This window comes from Campylobacter showae, from assembly GCF_900573985.1.
In the GTDB taxonomy this organism is placed as follows: Bacteria; Campylobacterota; Campylobacteria; order Campylobacterales; family Campylobacteraceae; genus Campylobacter_A; species Campylobacter_A showae_E.
Genome location: NZ_UWOK01000001.1, coordinates 1,720,024 through 1,734,170, shown reverse-complemented (window position 1 = coordinate 1,734,170; position 14,147 = coordinate 1,720,024). Strand labels below are relative to the sequence as shown.

The following is a 14,147-nucleotide window of genomic DNA, read 5'->3' as shown; positions in this document are numbered from 1 at the left end:
TTTTTTACTTTGCTATCGATACCATCGCAGGTCGTAAAACTCTGCCGTTGATGAGGTAGCCTTTTTGTATCACTTGCACGATCTTGCCTTTTTCCACCTCTTCGCTCTCTACTTGCAGCATTGCATTGTGGAAATTCGGATCAAATTCGCCCTCGGTTTCGATCGGCGTGATACCGTTTTTTTCAAAACACTTTTTAAACTGATCTATCGTTATATAAATTCCTTCTTTGATTTTTGCCGCGTATTCATCGCCTTCGGTTTCAAAATTTACCGCCATCTCAAGCGCATCTATCACCGGAAGCAGATCTCGCGCGAATTTCTCGTTTGCATACGTCGCGATGTCTGTTTTTTCCTTTTCAAAACGCTTTTTGATGTTTTCAAAGTCCGCGTTGGCTCTATAATACTTATCCGTTAGCTCCTCGAGCTGCTTTTGAAGCTCGACGTACTTCGCGTCTAGACCCTCAAAGCTGATGCTCTCGTCGAAATTTGACGGGATTTGCTGCTCAAGCTCTACATTTTCATTCTCGTTCATGCCGCCTCCTTTAGGTTGTTTAAAAATCTTTCATAATCATTATAAATACTGCCCGCGCAAAGCATTTTAGCCTCTTTACCCTCAAAATTTACGTCTAGTTTCATGCCTAGATAGTTCTCGCTGAAAAAGACTAAATTCGAATCAAAAACCATCTCAAAGCTAGGGCTTAGCGCGTTTTTAAAACTCTCTCCGAAAATTTCAAGCGCAACCCTTTCGTTTTCTAAAAAGCGAATTTTAGTGCGCTTTAGCTCGGCTATCTTGTTTCTTAGCTCGTTTAGACCCACCTGCATACAGGTAAGCTCGAGTCTGCCCAGGTCTATGCCGATGAGATTGCTCAAAAATTTCTCTACCTTCGAGTTAAATTTGAGCGCGATCTCGTCCTCGCCAAAGCTCAAAATCAAAAATCTATTGTTTAAATTTAAGACCTCGTTTAGCGTTTGGGCTTTGCTTTCAAAAACCATAGCGTAAATTTCAAATTTATCGCTTAGCAACTTTAGTAGGCTTGGATTTGCGATATCTAGCGTCTCGCCAAAATTTAACCTAGCTCGCCAATAACCCCTCATCGTCGCAGCCGTCGGTATCCTGCCGCCGCTAACGTGAAACTGCGTAATCGCGCCCTCGTCGGAGAGCTTTTTAAAATAAACCCTGATCGTAGAGGCCGGGATCGACATCGCCATGCGCGAACCAAGCTCGCTAGATCCGATCGGAGCATTGTCGCTAAGATAAGCTTGAATGATAGAATCAAGTATCAGATCTCGCTTGCTCACCTTTATCATATTTAGCACTCTCTCCTTTAAATTGCTAGGCGCATTATACAACATTGAGCGGATAATTGTCAAGGGGTAGAGTTAAAAAAATTTATTTAGATAACTTTAGCGTAGTTAGCTCAAGGTTAGAAAGGTAAAAATTGGGTGTGATGAGTGGCGCGCGGGAAAAATTGAATAAATTTAATGTAAGAGTATAGTAAATTTGATTTTATTGCTAGAAATTTTATGAATCTAAAAATTGACGTGTTAAATTTTTAAACGAGTAAAAGAGTAAAATTTGAATGAAAAGCCCCGAATTTGGGGCTTAGGATTATTTATCTCTGAGGTTTAGCTCAGCGATAACTTTTGTGTAAGCTGCGTAATCTTTGGCTTTTAGATATTTCATCAAGCGTTTTCTGCGGCCGACTATTTTAAGTAGTCCGAGGCGAGACGAGTGATCTTTTTTGTAGATTTTTAGGTGCTCGGTTAGCTCCTCGACTCTTGCTGTTAGCAATGCGATCTGAACTTCCGGAGAACCAGTATCTTTTTCTTTTCTAGCGAATTTCGCAACAATTTCTGCTTTTTTAGCCGAATCCAAAGCCATAATGACCTCCTGATTGGTGAGATTAAAAAAGGCGATTATATCATAAAAATCAAAAAATGCGGCGCCTGTTTTAAAAAATATTGATTTAATCAAATTTGCAGATAAAATTTAATAAAATATCCGCAAAAAATTTAAGGGGAATTTATGCTTTTGACAAAAGCAAGCGAATACGCGCTGCTTTCACTGATTTACATAGCGCAAAAAGACGCTCCGTCAGACGTCGATACGATGTCGGGCGAGCTTGAGATATCAAAAAGCTTTTTGGCTAAAATTTTGCAAAATTTGGCTAGAGAAGGCATTTTGGTTTCGTTTAAGGGCGCAAACGGCGGATTTATGCTCGCGCAAAAGCCTGAAGAAATCAGTATAAAAAGAATAATCGAAAGCGCAGAAAAGCGTAAAATGGCGGTATTTGAGTGCTCGATCTCGGCTGATAGCTGTGCCTCTAGTAAGGGCGGAATGTGTCAAATTTGGCCGATGTTTAGCGCGCTTCAGTCTAAAATCGACGATTTTTTAGATACAATTACGCTAGCAAATATAATCAAGAAGTAAATTTTGGCAAAACAAAAGCGCAATATCCTAACTCTGGTTGCACCGTTTTTAGAGCCTATCGTAAGGTTTAAGGGGCTCACGATCGTCGGCGTCATAATCGCCATCCTAGCGATCATCATCGTACCGCTTCCTAGCGCGGTTTTGGACTTTTTTCTTGCGCTTTCCATCTCTATCTCGGTGCTTATCATCCTGATCGCCGTTTATGTGCCAAAGCCGACCGACCTTAGCACCTTTCCGACACTTATTCTCATCATCACGCTTTTTAGACTCTCGCTAAACATAGCCACCACGCGTATGATTTTGAGCGAAGGACACAACGGTCCAGATGCTGTAAGCGAGATCGTCTCAAGCTTTGGGCAGTTCGTCGTAGGCGGCAATTACGTCATCGGCGTGATCGTCTTTACGATCCTAGTTCTTATAAATTTCATGGTCGTTACCAAGGGCTCGACGCGCGTGAGCGAGGTGCAGGCGAGATTTACGCTCGATGCGATGCCTGGTAAACAAATGGCGATAGATGCCGACCTAAACGCCGGTCTAATCGATGAAAAGACCGCCAGAGAGCGCCGCGAAGCTATCATCGGCGAGGCGAATTTCTACGGTGCGATGGACGGTTCGTCTAAATTTATAAAAGGCGACGCAGTCGCTGGCATCATCATCACGATCATAAACATCGTCGGCGGCTTTCTCATCGGCTCGTTTCAGTACGGCCTAGATATGGCTACCTCGGCGCAAAACTACACGATCCTAACGATCGGCGACGGTCTAGTGAGCCAGATTCCGGGCCTCATCACGTCGACGGCTACGGCGATCATCATCACGCGCGCTAGCAAGGACGATGAAAATTTCGCCGAAGGCTCGCTAACGCAGCTGCTGGGCGAATACAAAACGCTTTTGATAGTCGGCTTTATACTATTTATCTTTGCTCTAGTTCCGGGGCTACCGACGCTATCTCTGGGCTTTATCTCGCTTCTATTTTTAAGTATGGGCTATATAATGAAAGAGGTAAAAGAGGGCAAGATAAATTTGACCGCCAAGGCCCAAAGCGCAAGCTCTACCCAAGGCGAAGAAGAGGGGCAGGCCGCACCAAAACCCCCTAAAAAAAGCGAAGAAGAGATCGCCCGCGAAGAGGAAGCTAAGATAAACGATATCTTAAAGCTTGAAATTTTAGAGCTTGATCTGGGTTACGGCTTGCTAAAGATCGCCGAAACAGATCTCATCGAGCGCATACGAGCGATGCGCCGAAATATCGCGGCACAGCTTGGTTTTTTGATGCCAAAGATCCGCATCCGCGACAACCTCCAACTACCGCCAAACGAATACCGCTTTAAGCTAAAAGGCGTCGTGATCGGGCAGGGCGAAATTTACGCGGATAAATTTCTCGCGATGGATAGCGGGCTAGTTAGCGACAACATCGAAGGCATCCCGACTAAAGAGCCGGCGTTTGGCCTAGACGCGCTATGGATCGATGCGAGCGTGAAGGAGGACGCGATACTAAGCGGCTACACGATCGTAGATCCCGCGAGCGTCATCTCCACGCACATGAGCGAGCTGATAAAGCAAAACGCCGCCGAGCTCCTAACTCGCCAAGAGACGCAAAATTTGCTCGACAAGCTAAAATCGGAATACCCCGTAATCGTCGAGGATACGCTACGCATCGCGCCTATCGGAGTGATCCAAAAGGTGCTAAAAGCGCTATTAAAAGACCACATCCCGATAAAAGATATGCTAAGCATCCTGGAGGCTCTAAGCGACATCGCCGAGGTTAGCAAGAACCTCGATATGATCGTAGAGCACGTCCGCACCGCGCTTGCTCGAGCTATCACTTCGCTTTACGTCGATGAGGGCGGGCGACTAAATTTCTACGTGATGGAGCCCGCCGCGCAGCAAAAGCTGATCGACGCCGTGCAGTATAAAGACGGCGCGTATCACCTGATGATAAACGTCTCGCAGACGTCGGCGATCGTGCAGGCTCTGCGCGAGGCTAGGGCGAAGCGGCCGATCTCGGAGTACGGCTCGATGATACTTTGCGTGGAGCCTAGCTTGCGTAAATTTATCGCCGATATCTGCGCGAATTTCGCCATAGATATCACGGTGCTTAGCTTTGCCGAAGTCGCGGCAAATACGCCATTTGAGACGCTAGGCACGATAGAAATATCAAATTTGTAAGGAATAAAATGACCATCCACCACCTTTCGCACACCGATCTGGACGGATACGGCGCGCAGGTAATAACGAATCACTATTTTAAAAACGTTAAATTTTATAACTCAAACTACGGCAAGGAGATCGACGAGAAATTTGATCAAATTTTGGCTCAAATTTCGGATAAAAGCGTAGCCAAGGCGCAGTCAAATTTAAGCGGCGAGCAAAACGAGAGCCAGCAAAACGCTCCCGAAAATCACGGCGAGAGCGAAGCGGCTAAAAACGACGAAAAAGCGCTTATCCTGATAACGGATCTAAATTTAACTGTGGAGCAGTGCGAAGCCTACGAAAAAGCGCTCGTAAATAAAAACGCTAAAATTTTACTCCTCGATCACCACCAAAGCGGAGCCGAGTGCGCGAGCAAATTTAGTTGGTATTGTTTAGATAGCTCAAGGTGCGCGACTAAGATCACGCATGATTTTTTCGCTAAAATTTACGGGGTCGATGCTAGCCTAAATCACTTTAGCAACATCGTAAATGCGGTCGATATCTGGCTAAAAGACGACGTAAATTTTGAGATGGGCAAGGTCGGACTCGGACTCGTCGCAAACGCAAAAGAGATAAATAAAACGATGTTTGAGGCTGAAAATTCGCGCTATCTTTTTTATCTTATCGAGCGTGCGCGGGAGTTTTTTGACGCTGGAGACGACTATGTCGGGCTTGATGAGGCGATTTTCGGGTTTAAAAAGGATTTTTTCAAAGAGGATAAAAACGATACGCTAAGCAACCTGATCTCAGCCTTTGTCGTAAAAAAACTAAGCGAGGAAAAAGAGAAATTTAGCATAAAATATAACGATCTTAACGGCATTTTGACCTACAATATTGGCAACACCTCGGTTATCGGCAACGACTTTTTAGTCGCTAACCCAGATATTGATTTTTTCATCGACGTTACGAGCAAAAAGACGCTGAGTTTTCGCGCTAACGGCAAGGCGGACGTAAGCCAGATGGCTAAAATTTTAGTCGGAGGCGGCGGACACGTGAATGCTAGCGGCGGGCTTTTTGCGGGCTTTAAGGATAGCTTTAGCTATGAAAACGTAAAAGCACAGATAACCGACCTAATAACCAAAAAAACGATTTTACAAGGATAGAAAATGAAAGAAATAGAACCTACCGTAGACGAGCTAAGCTACGAGCTTTCGATGATGCTGGAGGCGATGCTGTATTATGCCGGCGTGAAAAAAGATAGGCTCGAGGACGCCGCAGAGACCTACATCGAGTGCATCGACGACGCGCTGGAAAACTCGGGCGCCGAGGGCGTGGACGAGGTGTTCGAAGTCGTCGAATACATGAAGAAAAAGCACGCTAAATTTTTCAAATGAAAACTCTAGCGCAAATTTTACTTTTATCGGCTCTGGCGGCGATACTGGGCGGTTGCGTGTTTTTAAACGACCGCGGCGTGACGACGAAGTACTATAACGAGTGCAAGGAGTACTACGACGCGACAGGCGTCTATCACAAAGAGTGCCCTAAAAACATCATCGACTGGACGGAGTGATGAGCTTAGAAGCGGCTAGAGCGGCGAAGGCTAGGGAGTTGGCGGGCAAAACATATGCGCCCTTGATGCGTGAGATAGAGGAGCTGGCGGTTAAATTTAAAGAGCGCGAATTTGGGCTTAAATTTGACGATATAGTCGAAATAAGCGCAAATTTAACCCCAGCGGAGCGTGAAGAGACGCTACAAACGGCGCTAAATTTACGCTCGTGGCGCAAGGGACCCTTTAAGATAGACGATATCTTTATCGACAGCGAGTGGAGGAGTTTTGTCAAATTTAACCTACTCGCGCCGCACATGGATCTAGCGGACAAGGTCGTGGGCGATATCGGTTGTAACAACGGCTACTATCTCTTTCGCATGCTGCCAAAGCGTCCAAAAAAGCTGATCGGCTTTGATCCTGGCGTGATGAGCTTTTTGCAGTTTAAATTTATCGACGCTTTCGCGCGCTCGGGTATAGAGTACGAGCTGCTGGGCGTCGAACATCTGCCGCACTACGGCGTCAAATTTGACGCGCTATTTTGCCTGGGCGTGCTCTATCACAGAAGCGATCCCGTGCGTACGCTAAAAGAGCTAAAAGGCGCGCTAAATGCGGGCGGTGAGCTCTTTTTGGACACGATGTATCTTGATATGGATGGTGATTTTGCCCTGAGCCCGAAAAATACATACTCAAAGATACCAAATATCTACTTTGTGCCGACTATTAGCGCGCTTTTAAACTGGTGCGAGAGGGCGAATTTTAAAGACGCGCAAATTTTAGCCGCAAAGCCTACGGACGCGCATGAGCAGCGAAAAACAGAGTGGATCTTGGGGCAGAGCTTGGGCGATTTTCTAGATCCCGCAGATCAGGCGCGCACGGTCGAGGGCTATCCCGCGCCAAAACGGGTCTATCTAAAACTAAGCGTATAAAAAGGTTAAAAATGGACGAAAATATCTATGACGACAACAGTAGCGACGGGGTCGTACTACCCGAGGACGAAAATCCGTTTCGCAACGAGCTAAAAACCTCGCCGAATATAAAAATCGGCCTTAGCGGCGCCGTGACGCAGCTCGAGCCAAATCACGCCAAAACGCGTTTTTTCGCCACTGGCGATATGGTCGCCGATAGCGAGGGGCTTATACATAGCGGGTTTGTTTTCTCTGCGGCTAGCTACGCGGCGATGGCGGCGGTCAATGAGACTTTCAGCGTCGTTATCGGGGCTAAGATACATTTTTTTGCCCCGACCAAGCTAAACGAAGCGATCGAATTCGACGCGCGCTCGCACTTTAACGAGAGCAAAAAACGCGAGGTGCGAGTGACGGGCAAAACAAACGATATAAAGGTGTTTGAGGGGACTTTTCAGGTCGTGATTTTAGAGGATCATATCTTTAAAATTTACAAAACCAACCTGCAAAAACAAGCCGCGCAAAGACGAAACGAAGAAAAACGTAAAGAAGAGGCGAAACAAAACGCGTAAAATTAGTCAAATTTGATGAAATTTTTGGACGGCGCAGTAAAATTTGACGCCGCCCTTTCTTTTAAATTTGATTTTTATGCCGTCATTTTCGGCGGCATTTTGGCAAAACCTGCATAAATTTAACGCCAAATTCGCCGCCGTCAAATTTGCCGTTTTGTTTGACTAGACTGCTTTAAATTTGGCGCGGTTTTTTTAAAAATCTTAAAAGCTCAAATTTTACCTTAAAATCTCATCTCTCTACCGATCATATTTATCCAAAAGTCCAAATTTGCTCGCTCGGCTTTTAGCGTCGTTTTGTTGCCATGGCCTGGATACAATATAAAATCTCCTTGCAAATTTTTACATTTTAGCAAGCTTTGGCGCATATCCTCGGCGTTTGAAAACGGAAAATCATAACGCCCGATCGAGCCTCTAAATAAAAAATCTCCGCTAAAGATAACTTCGTCCACGCGCACCATACAGCATCCCGGCGTATGTCCAGGAAAGTGCATAAACTCGATCTCAAAGTCCTCTATGTTAAATTTAACGTCCTCAAATTTCGCTCCGCCTACGCAGATCGCATCATACATCAGCTGCTGTCCCGCATTCCAAAGATCGTCATGAAGCATGAAATTGTCGTCTTTGTGGATGTAAATCGGAACATTAAAAAAATTTTTTAAGCTAACATTGTCAAGAACGTGATCGGAGTGTCCGTGAGTGTTTATAATAGTGAGTGGTGCGTGTGAATTTTTTACGACAAAGTCATATGAATCTTGACCTGGATCAATGATAATCTCGCGCCCGTTTTTGGATACTACGTAGCAGTTTGTTTGATAATCTCCGCATGGTTTTGAAAAAATTTTCACATTTGTCCTTTTATAAAATTTAATTAAAATAAATTGTATATTTTTAAGCTTAAAAGTTAAATTTTATAAAAAAATTGTATAATATTTTAGAAATTAAATTTATCGGTGATAATCGTTATGAAAAATTATTCGCAAATCAGCCTGAAGCTAACCGAGTTTTTAGCGAGCTACCTCCAAAAAAGCGGCGCAAAGGGTTTTGTTTTGGGTGTTAGCGGCGGTCTAGACTCTGCCGTCGTAGCCGCTCTTTGCGCGCGCACGGGCTTTGAAACGCATGCGCTTTTGATGCCGACGAAGTACTCAAACGAGCGAAATTTAAGCGACGCGTTAAAGCTTTGCGAAGATCTAAAAATAACGCATAAAATCATCGAAATCCAGCCGATTTTGGATAGCTTTACCGCGCAAATCGGCGAGCCGCTGTCAAATTTGCGCATGGGAAATCTAAGCGCAAGGGCGAGAATGTGCTTGCTTTATGATTATTCGGCAAAGGTAAATGCGCTAGTGGTCGGCACGAGTAACAAAAGCGAGCGCCTTCTTGGATACGGTACGATCTACGGCGACATGGCGTGCGCGCTAAATCCGATCGGCGAGCTCTTTAAGACTGAAATTTACGAGCTGGCGCGCGAACTAGGTATCGATGAAAAAATCATCGTAAAAGCCCCGTCCGCCGACCTTTGGGAAGGACAAAGCGATGAAGCCGATATAGGCTACAGCTATGAGCGGCTAGACGAGGTTTTGCGTCTGGCGCAGAGTAAAGGCAAGGCCGAGCTGGCGAGCGAATTTGACCCAAGGCTCGTCGCGACTGTATTTTCAAGGATGAGAGCAAATAAATTTAAACTCTCGCAGCCGCCGATTGCTAGCCTGGACGGCGAGTAAAAATTTGAGCTAAATTTACGGCTTGGACGCTAAATTTAGATGAGGTTTTGCGAATAAAAACGGTAAAATTTGACGGCTGGTTAGGCGTCAAATCTACTCGGTTTTGAGATACGGTAAATTTAACGGCAAAGTTGCGATGATTTTTCTGAAAGTAAAAATAGATAAAACTGCCGTAAATTTGGTGGCAAAATAAATTTAAAAACAAAAAAGAAACGCAGAAGGTAAGATAAAAATAAAAAAACAAGGAGGCGCAATGGAAGAGATAGCGTTTTATAGACCCACTATCGACGAGGCCGAGATTACGCTCATCAAAGAGGCTCTAAAAGACCACGGTTCGGTGATCGTGGAGAGGTTGGAGGCTGAGCTTAGGGAGTATTTTGGCGTAAAACACGCCGTTACGACCAATAACAACAGCGCCGCTCACCATTTGGCGCTTTGTTCGATGGATCTAAAACGCGGCGACAAGATCATCTGCTCGGTAAACTCTACTCCGAGCGTGGCGCAGGCGATCAGGCACTTTGACGCCGAACCGATATTCGTCGACATCAACGAAGACGACTTTAACATGAATGCCGAGTCGCTGCGAAACACGCTAAAAGTGCATAATCACAAAAAGTTAAAAGGTATATTCGTAAACCACGTCGCGGGACAGGCTTCTGATATGGACGAAATTTACGCTATCGCGCAGGAGTACGATGTAAAGGTGCTCGACGACGCCGGCAAGTCCATCGGTTTAACCTATAACGGAGTTCAAATCGGCTCCGATAGCCGCTCGCTCATCTCTTGTTTTAACGTGCATTCGCAGCTAACTAACCCGATCGCGACGGCCGGCTTTATGCTGACCGACGACGACGCGGTCGCCGAGCGCGCTAGGTTGCTGCGAAACCACGCGATCGTGAATGGCGGCATAGATAAAGACGGTAACCTAGGCTATGTCTATGACGTCGTTGATATCGGCGTGAAGTACGATCTGACCGGACTTTGCGCGGCGTATGCGGTGGCTCAGTTTGAAAAAACGGATAAATTTATCGCGCGACGCAGACAGATCGCCGCTATCTACGATAAAGAGCTCGCAGACTGCCCGCACGTCTCGCTACCGATCAAAAAGCGCGATCACGTCTATATCCAGTACATCATCAAGATCGATAAAAATCGCGACGGGTTCGCTAAAGAGCTGCTAGAGCGCGGTATCCATACGGCGCTTCACTACAAGCCTATGCACCTTTTAAGCTACTATAAAAGTAAATACGGGCTTAAGGTAAATTCATTCCCGAATGCGCTAAAAACATATCAGCAGGTGCTTTCGCTGCCCGTTTATAATGCGCTTAGCGACGAAGAGGTCGCCTATATCTGCGAGAGCGTTCGAGAGATAGCCAAAACGCGTGTTTAAAAGGAAAATTTACACTTTCGCGCAGGAGTATTTTTACGCTCCGAATTTGTGGCAAAAGTGCCTAGCCATAGCGCTTTTGCCATTGAGCGCGCTTTACTGCGCGGGCGTGATTTTAAAGGCCAAATTTAGCAAAGCTTTAGATTTTGGTATCCCTATTATTAGTATCGGGAATTTAACCCTAGGCGGCAGCGGAAAGACGCCGCTTGGTATTGCTATCTTAAACGAATTTGACGGCGGTTGCGTTATTTTGCGAGGCTACGGCAGAGCTTCAAGCGGACTCGTTAAGGTCGCGATCTCGGGAGAAATTTTAACCGATGTAAAAACTAGCGGCGACGAGGCGATGGAGTACGCAAAAAGCGTGAAAAACGCAAACGTCATCGTGAGCGAAAACCGCGATATCGCAATAAAAGAAGCCCTAAATTTAGGCGCAAAGTATGTGTTGCTCGATGATGGCTTCGGCAAATTTCACATCAAAAAATTTAACGTCCTAATACGCCCATCCTCAAAGCCTTATTTTGATTTCGTCCTGCCTAGCGGCGCGTATCGCTACCCGAGCAAATTTTACGCCAAAGCCGACTACGTCGTAAAAGAGGGCGAGGATTTTACTCGCGAGAGCGAAATTTTAAATCCGACGCCAAAGATGGTTTTGGTCACCGCTATCGCAAATCCGCAGCGCCTGGAGCCTTATTTTGGCCTTTGTATGGGGCGCGAGATTTATCCCGATCACTACGCGTTTTCGTGGGACGAGCTGGTAGAAATCCTAGCTCGCTACGGTGCGACCTCGCTTTTGGTCACGCGAAAAGATGCCGTAAAGATGGAGGGGTTTGTCTTGCCTCTCTCTGTCATCGCGCTAAAAACGACGTTGGCGGATAAATTTAAACGAATTATCAAAGAGAAAATTCTATAATCTCCTAAAAATTTTAGGACGCTTTAATGAAATTCATACTAACTTCTTGCGCCGATAAGGACGCGGCTAAAACTCTAGCCAAAAAGCTCGTAAAAGCTAAATTTGCCGCTTGCGTTAGCATTTTTAAGGCAAATAGCGTTTATTTTTGGGGCGGAGAGATAAAGGATGAAAAGGAGCGGGTCTTACTCATAAAAACCGCGGTTAAATTTAAAAAAGTCGCTAAATTTATAAAGAAACATCACGACTATGATCTGCCAGAGATTGTAGCTTTTAAGGCGGACAAAGCTAGCAAAAAATACAAAAAATGGATAAAAAAGGAAAGTAAATGAAGTTATTTCAAACTAGAGCGAGTGCGGGCGAGAGCCTAAAAAGCGTGGAATTTAGCCAGGCGCTACTAAGCCCTAGCTCCGCTCACAGCGGGCTTTACGCACCGGCGGAGCTGCCGCAGCTGGACGCAAATTTCTTTGCTGAGGCGGTAAATTTAACCTACGCACAAATCGCGCTAAAAGTCATAGAGAAATTTGGATTTGACGCGGACACGGCGATGTTTGAGAGGGCGGTGAAGCGGTACGAGAGATTTGATGATCCGCAAAATCCCGTGCAGGTGCAAAAAATCGGCGAAAGCCTCTACGTAAACGAGCTTTATCACGGGCCTACGCGCGCGTTTAAGGATATGGCGCTGCAGCCTTTTGGCGCGCTACTTAGCGAGCTAGCAGCAAAAAGAGGTGAAAAATACCTTATAATGTGCGCCACCAGCGGCGACACGGGACCTGCGACGCTAGAGACTTTCGCGGATGCACCCGGCGTCAAAGTCGTCTGCCTCTACCCAAAAGACGGCACTAGCGAGGTACAGCGCCTGCAAATGATAAACGCAGACGCTGCAAACCTCAAAGTAATCGGCATCGAGGGTAACTTCGACGATGCGCAGCGCGCGCTAAAAAGCCTGCTAGCTAGCGAGAAATTTAAAGAGCGTCTAAGCGCGGCCGGACTCTCGCTCTCGGCGGCGAATTCGGTAAATTTCGGCCGAATTTTATTTCAGATCATCTATCACATTTACGCCCACGTCTATCTGCTAAAAACGGGCGCGCTAAAAGGCGAGTTTGACATCATCGTGCCTAGCGGCAACTTCGGCAACGCCCTAGGCGCATACTACGCTAAAAAAATGGGCACGAAAATCGGCAAAATCAAAATCGTCTCAAACGCAAATAACATCCTGACCGAGTTTTTTACGCTGGGGCGATACGATCTGCGCGGCAAAAGCCTGGTTAAGACGATCAGCCCTGCGATGGATATCCTCGTTTCTTCAAACGTCGAGAGGCTGCTTTTTGATAAATTTGGTGCCGTGCGAACCAAAGAGCTGATGGACAACCTTGCTAGCGATGGCTTTTACGAGCTTTCAAGCGGCGAGCTTGGCGCGCTAAAAGAGGACTTTGACGCTGATTTTTGCAGCGACGAGGAGTGCGAGAAATTTATAAAAGAGTGGGCGGCAAAAGGCGTCGCAGTCGATCCGCACACGGCTACTTGCTTTAAAGCGGCGGTAAATTTAACGCGCCCGGCCGTGATAACCTCTACCGCGCACTGGGTTAAATTTGCTCCGAGTATGTTTAAAGCACTAAAAAACGAAACTCTAAAAGATGAAAAAAGCGGGCTTGAGGCCTTGGCGGCGGAGTTTAACGACGAAGTGCCCGGCGCGATAAGATCGCTATTTGCAAAAGCCGCCGTGCATAACGAAATCGCCGCAAAGAGTGATATAGAGGCTAAAATTTTAGCCTGGATCGAGCGATGATTATCATCCCTGCAAGGCTAGCTTCGACGCGAATGCCTAATAAAATTTTACGCGAGATAAACGGCGTGCCGATGTTTGTCGCTACGGCGCGCAAGGTGAGTGCGGCGGACGAAGTCGTGATCGCCGCAGACGACGAGGGCATAGCGCAAATCGCGCAAAAATTCGGCTTTAAAGCCGTGATGACGAGCCAGGCGCATCAAAGCGGAACCGACCGTATCAACGAAGCTGCGGAAATACTCGGCGTCAAAGATAGCGAAATCATCATAAACGTGCAGGCCGATGAGCCCTTTATCGAGCCTGAAAATATCGTCAAATTTAGAGAATTTTGCGAGAAAAACGCGGAGAGAGCGTTTATGTTTTCGTGTTTTAAATTTGTGGGCAGCGAGCTAGCGGACGATAAAAACCTGGTCAAAGTAGTGACAGACGACGCGGGCTATGCGCTATATTTTTCGCGCTCGCGCATCCCGTTTGACCGCGCTGCGTTTGACGCATACAAGGCGCATCTGGGCATCTACGGCTATAGCGCGGCAAATTTGAAAAGATTTTGCTCCTTTGCGCCTTCGACGCTCGAAAATACCGAAAAGCTCGAGCAACTGCGCGCTCTATCAAACGGCGAAAAAATCCTCATGCTCGAAGTGCAAAGCGACAGCATCGGTATCGACTGCGAGGAGGATCTGCAAAGGGCGCGAGCGAAATTCGGAATTGAGGTAAATTAACGCCGCTAGCGCCGAAATTTGGTAAATTTGCCCAAAGGGAAAATGC

Annotated in this window: 18 protein-coding genes; 13 read left to right on the top strand and 5 right to left on the bottom strand. The window is 46.3% G+C overall.

From position 1 onward, the window contains the following. Positions 1-4: 4 nt before the first annotated feature. From grpE to rpsO, 3 genes are all read right to left on the bottom strand, one after another. The gene (grpE, locus tag EE116_RS08670) at positions 5-532 is read right to left on the bottom strand and encodes a nucleotide exchange factor GrpE (protein WP_122874069.1); all 528 of its coding nucleotides are present in this window, start codon (positions 530-532) and stop codon (positions 5-7) included. Next, entirely contained in the window at positions 529-1,308 is a 780-nt protein-coding gene (locus EE116_RS08665; protein ID WP_122874470.1) for an HrcA family transcriptional regulator, read from the bottom strand. Before EE116_RS08665 ends, grpE begins: the two co-directional genes overlap by 4 nt. A gap of 301 nt (positions 1,309-1,609) precedes the next feature. After that, complete coding sequence (rpsO, locus tag EE116_RS08660) at positions 1,610-1,882, bottom strand: 30S ribosomal protein S15 (RefSeq protein ID WP_002952011.1); 273 nt, start codon at positions 1,880-1,882, stop codon at positions 1,610-1,612. Between the two features lie 144 nt (positions 1,883-2,026). Between rpsO and EE116_RS08655 the strand changes: the two genes are divergently transcribed. The 7 genes from EE116_RS08655 to EE116_RS08625 are packed head-to-tail and all read left to right on the top strand — an operon-like array spanning position 2,027 to position 7,584. Then, complete coding sequence (locus tag EE116_RS08655; protein WP_002946513.1) at positions 2,027-2,431, top strand: RrF2 family transcriptional regulator; 405 nt, start codon at positions 2,027-2,029, stop codon at positions 2,429-2,431. Between the two features lie 3 nt (positions 2,432-2,434). Next, positions 2,435-4,597: a flagellar biosynthesis protein FlhA gene (flhA, locus tag EE116_RS08650; protein WP_122874068.1), complete on the top strand. Its 2,163-nt coding sequence runs from the start codon at positions 2,435-2,437 to the stop codon at positions 4,595-4,597. Between the two features lie 8 nt (positions 4,598-4,605). Further along, positions 4,606-5,724 carry a DHH family phosphoesterase gene (locus EE116_RS08645; RefSeq protein WP_122874067.1) on the top strand — a complete coding sequence of 373 codons (1,119 nt, stop codon included), beginning with the start codon at positions 4,606-4,608 and terminating at the stop codon, positions 5,722-5,724. Positions 5,725-5,727: 3 nt separating this feature from the next. After that, the gene (locus tag EE116_RS08640) at positions 5,728-5,955 is read left to right on the top strand and encodes a hypothetical protein (protein ID WP_122874066.1); all 228 of its coding nucleotides are present in this window, start codon (positions 5,728-5,730) and stop codon (positions 5,953-5,955) included. Then, entirely contained in the window at positions 5,952-6,131 is a 180-nt protein-coding gene (locus EE116_RS08635) for a hypothetical protein (protein ID WP_122874065.1), read from the top strand. The genes EE116_RS08640 and EE116_RS08635 overlap by 4 nt, the downstream gene beginning before the upstream one ends. Next, positions 6,131-7,036 carry a tRNA 5-methoxyuridine(34)/uridine 5-oxyacetic acid(34) synthase CmoB gene (gene cmoB / locus EE116_RS08630; RefSeq protein ID WP_122874064.1) on the top strand — a complete coding sequence of 302 codons (906 nt, stop codon included), beginning with the start codon at positions 6,131-6,133 and terminating at the stop codon, positions 7,034-7,036. Before EE116_RS08635 ends, cmoB begins: the two co-directional genes overlap by 1 nt. A gap of 11 nt (positions 7,037-7,047) precedes the next feature. Beyond that, positions 7,048-7,584: a PaaI family thioesterase gene (locus EE116_RS08625; RefSeq protein ID WP_122874063.1), complete on the top strand. Its 537-nt coding sequence runs from the start codon at positions 7,048-7,050 to the stop codon at positions 7,582-7,584. A 6-nt stretch (positions 7,585-7,590) separates the two neighbouring features. On the opposite strand, the gene EE116_RS13065 is transcribed toward EE116_RS08625, so the two are convergent. Further along, the gene (locus EE116_RS13065) at positions 7,591-7,713 is read right to left on the bottom strand and encodes a hypothetical protein (RefSeq protein WP_277418949.1); all 123 of its coding nucleotides are present in this window, start codon (positions 7,711-7,713) and stop codon (positions 7,591-7,593) included. A 92-nt stretch (positions 7,714-7,805) separates the two neighbouring features. Then, positions 7,806-8,429, bottom strand: a complete 624-nt coding sequence (locus EE116_RS08620) for an MBL fold metallo-hydrolase (RefSeq protein WP_122874062.1) — start codon at positions 8,427-8,429, stop codon at positions 7,806-7,808. Positions 8,430-8,546: 117 nt separating this feature from the next. Between EE116_RS08620 and EE116_RS08615 the strand changes: the two genes are divergently transcribed. The 6 genes from EE116_RS08615 to kdsB all read left to right on the top strand — a co-directional run bounded on the left by EE116_RS08615 (position 8,547) and on the right by kdsB (position 14,101). Continuing rightward, positions 8,547-9,302, top strand: coding sequence for an NAD+ synthase (locus EE116_RS08615; RefSeq protein ID WP_122874061.1), 756 nt, complete (start codon positions 8,547-8,549; stop codon positions 9,300-9,302). 253 nt (positions 9,303-9,555) lie between these two features. Beyond that, positions 9,556-10,692, top strand: a complete 1,137-nt coding sequence (locus EE116_RS08605; protein ID WP_122874059.1) for a DegT/DnrJ/EryC1/StrS family aminotransferase — start codon at positions 9,556-9,558, stop codon at positions 10,690-10,692. Next, positions 10,685-11,599, top strand: coding sequence for a tetraacyldisaccharide 4'-kinase (locus EE116_RS08600; RefSeq protein WP_122874058.1), 915 nt, complete (start codon positions 10,685-10,687; stop codon positions 11,597-11,599). Before EE116_RS08605 ends, EE116_RS08600 begins: the two co-directional genes overlap by 8 nt. Before the next feature lie 26 nt (positions 11,600-11,625). Further along, positions 11,626-11,928 (top strand): divalent-cation tolerance protein CutA, encoded by a 303-nt coding sequence (gene cutA, locus EE116_RS08595; RefSeq protein WP_122874057.1) that lies wholly within the window; start codon positions 11,626-11,628, stop codon positions 11,926-11,928. Continuing rightward, complete coding sequence (thrC, locus tag EE116_RS08590) at positions 11,925-13,385, top strand: threonine synthase (RefSeq protein WP_122874056.1); 1,461 nt, start codon at positions 11,925-11,927, stop codon at positions 13,383-13,385. Before cutA ends, thrC begins: the two co-directional genes overlap by 4 nt. Next, positions 13,382-14,101: a 3-deoxy-manno-octulosonate cytidylyltransferase gene (kdsB, locus tag EE116_RS08585; RefSeq protein ID WP_122874055.1), complete on the top strand. Its 720-nt coding sequence runs from the start codon at positions 13,382-13,384 to the stop codon at positions 14,099-14,101. The genes thrC and kdsB overlap by 4 nt, the downstream gene beginning before the upstream one ends. Positions 14,102-14,147 lie beyond the last annotated feature (46 nt).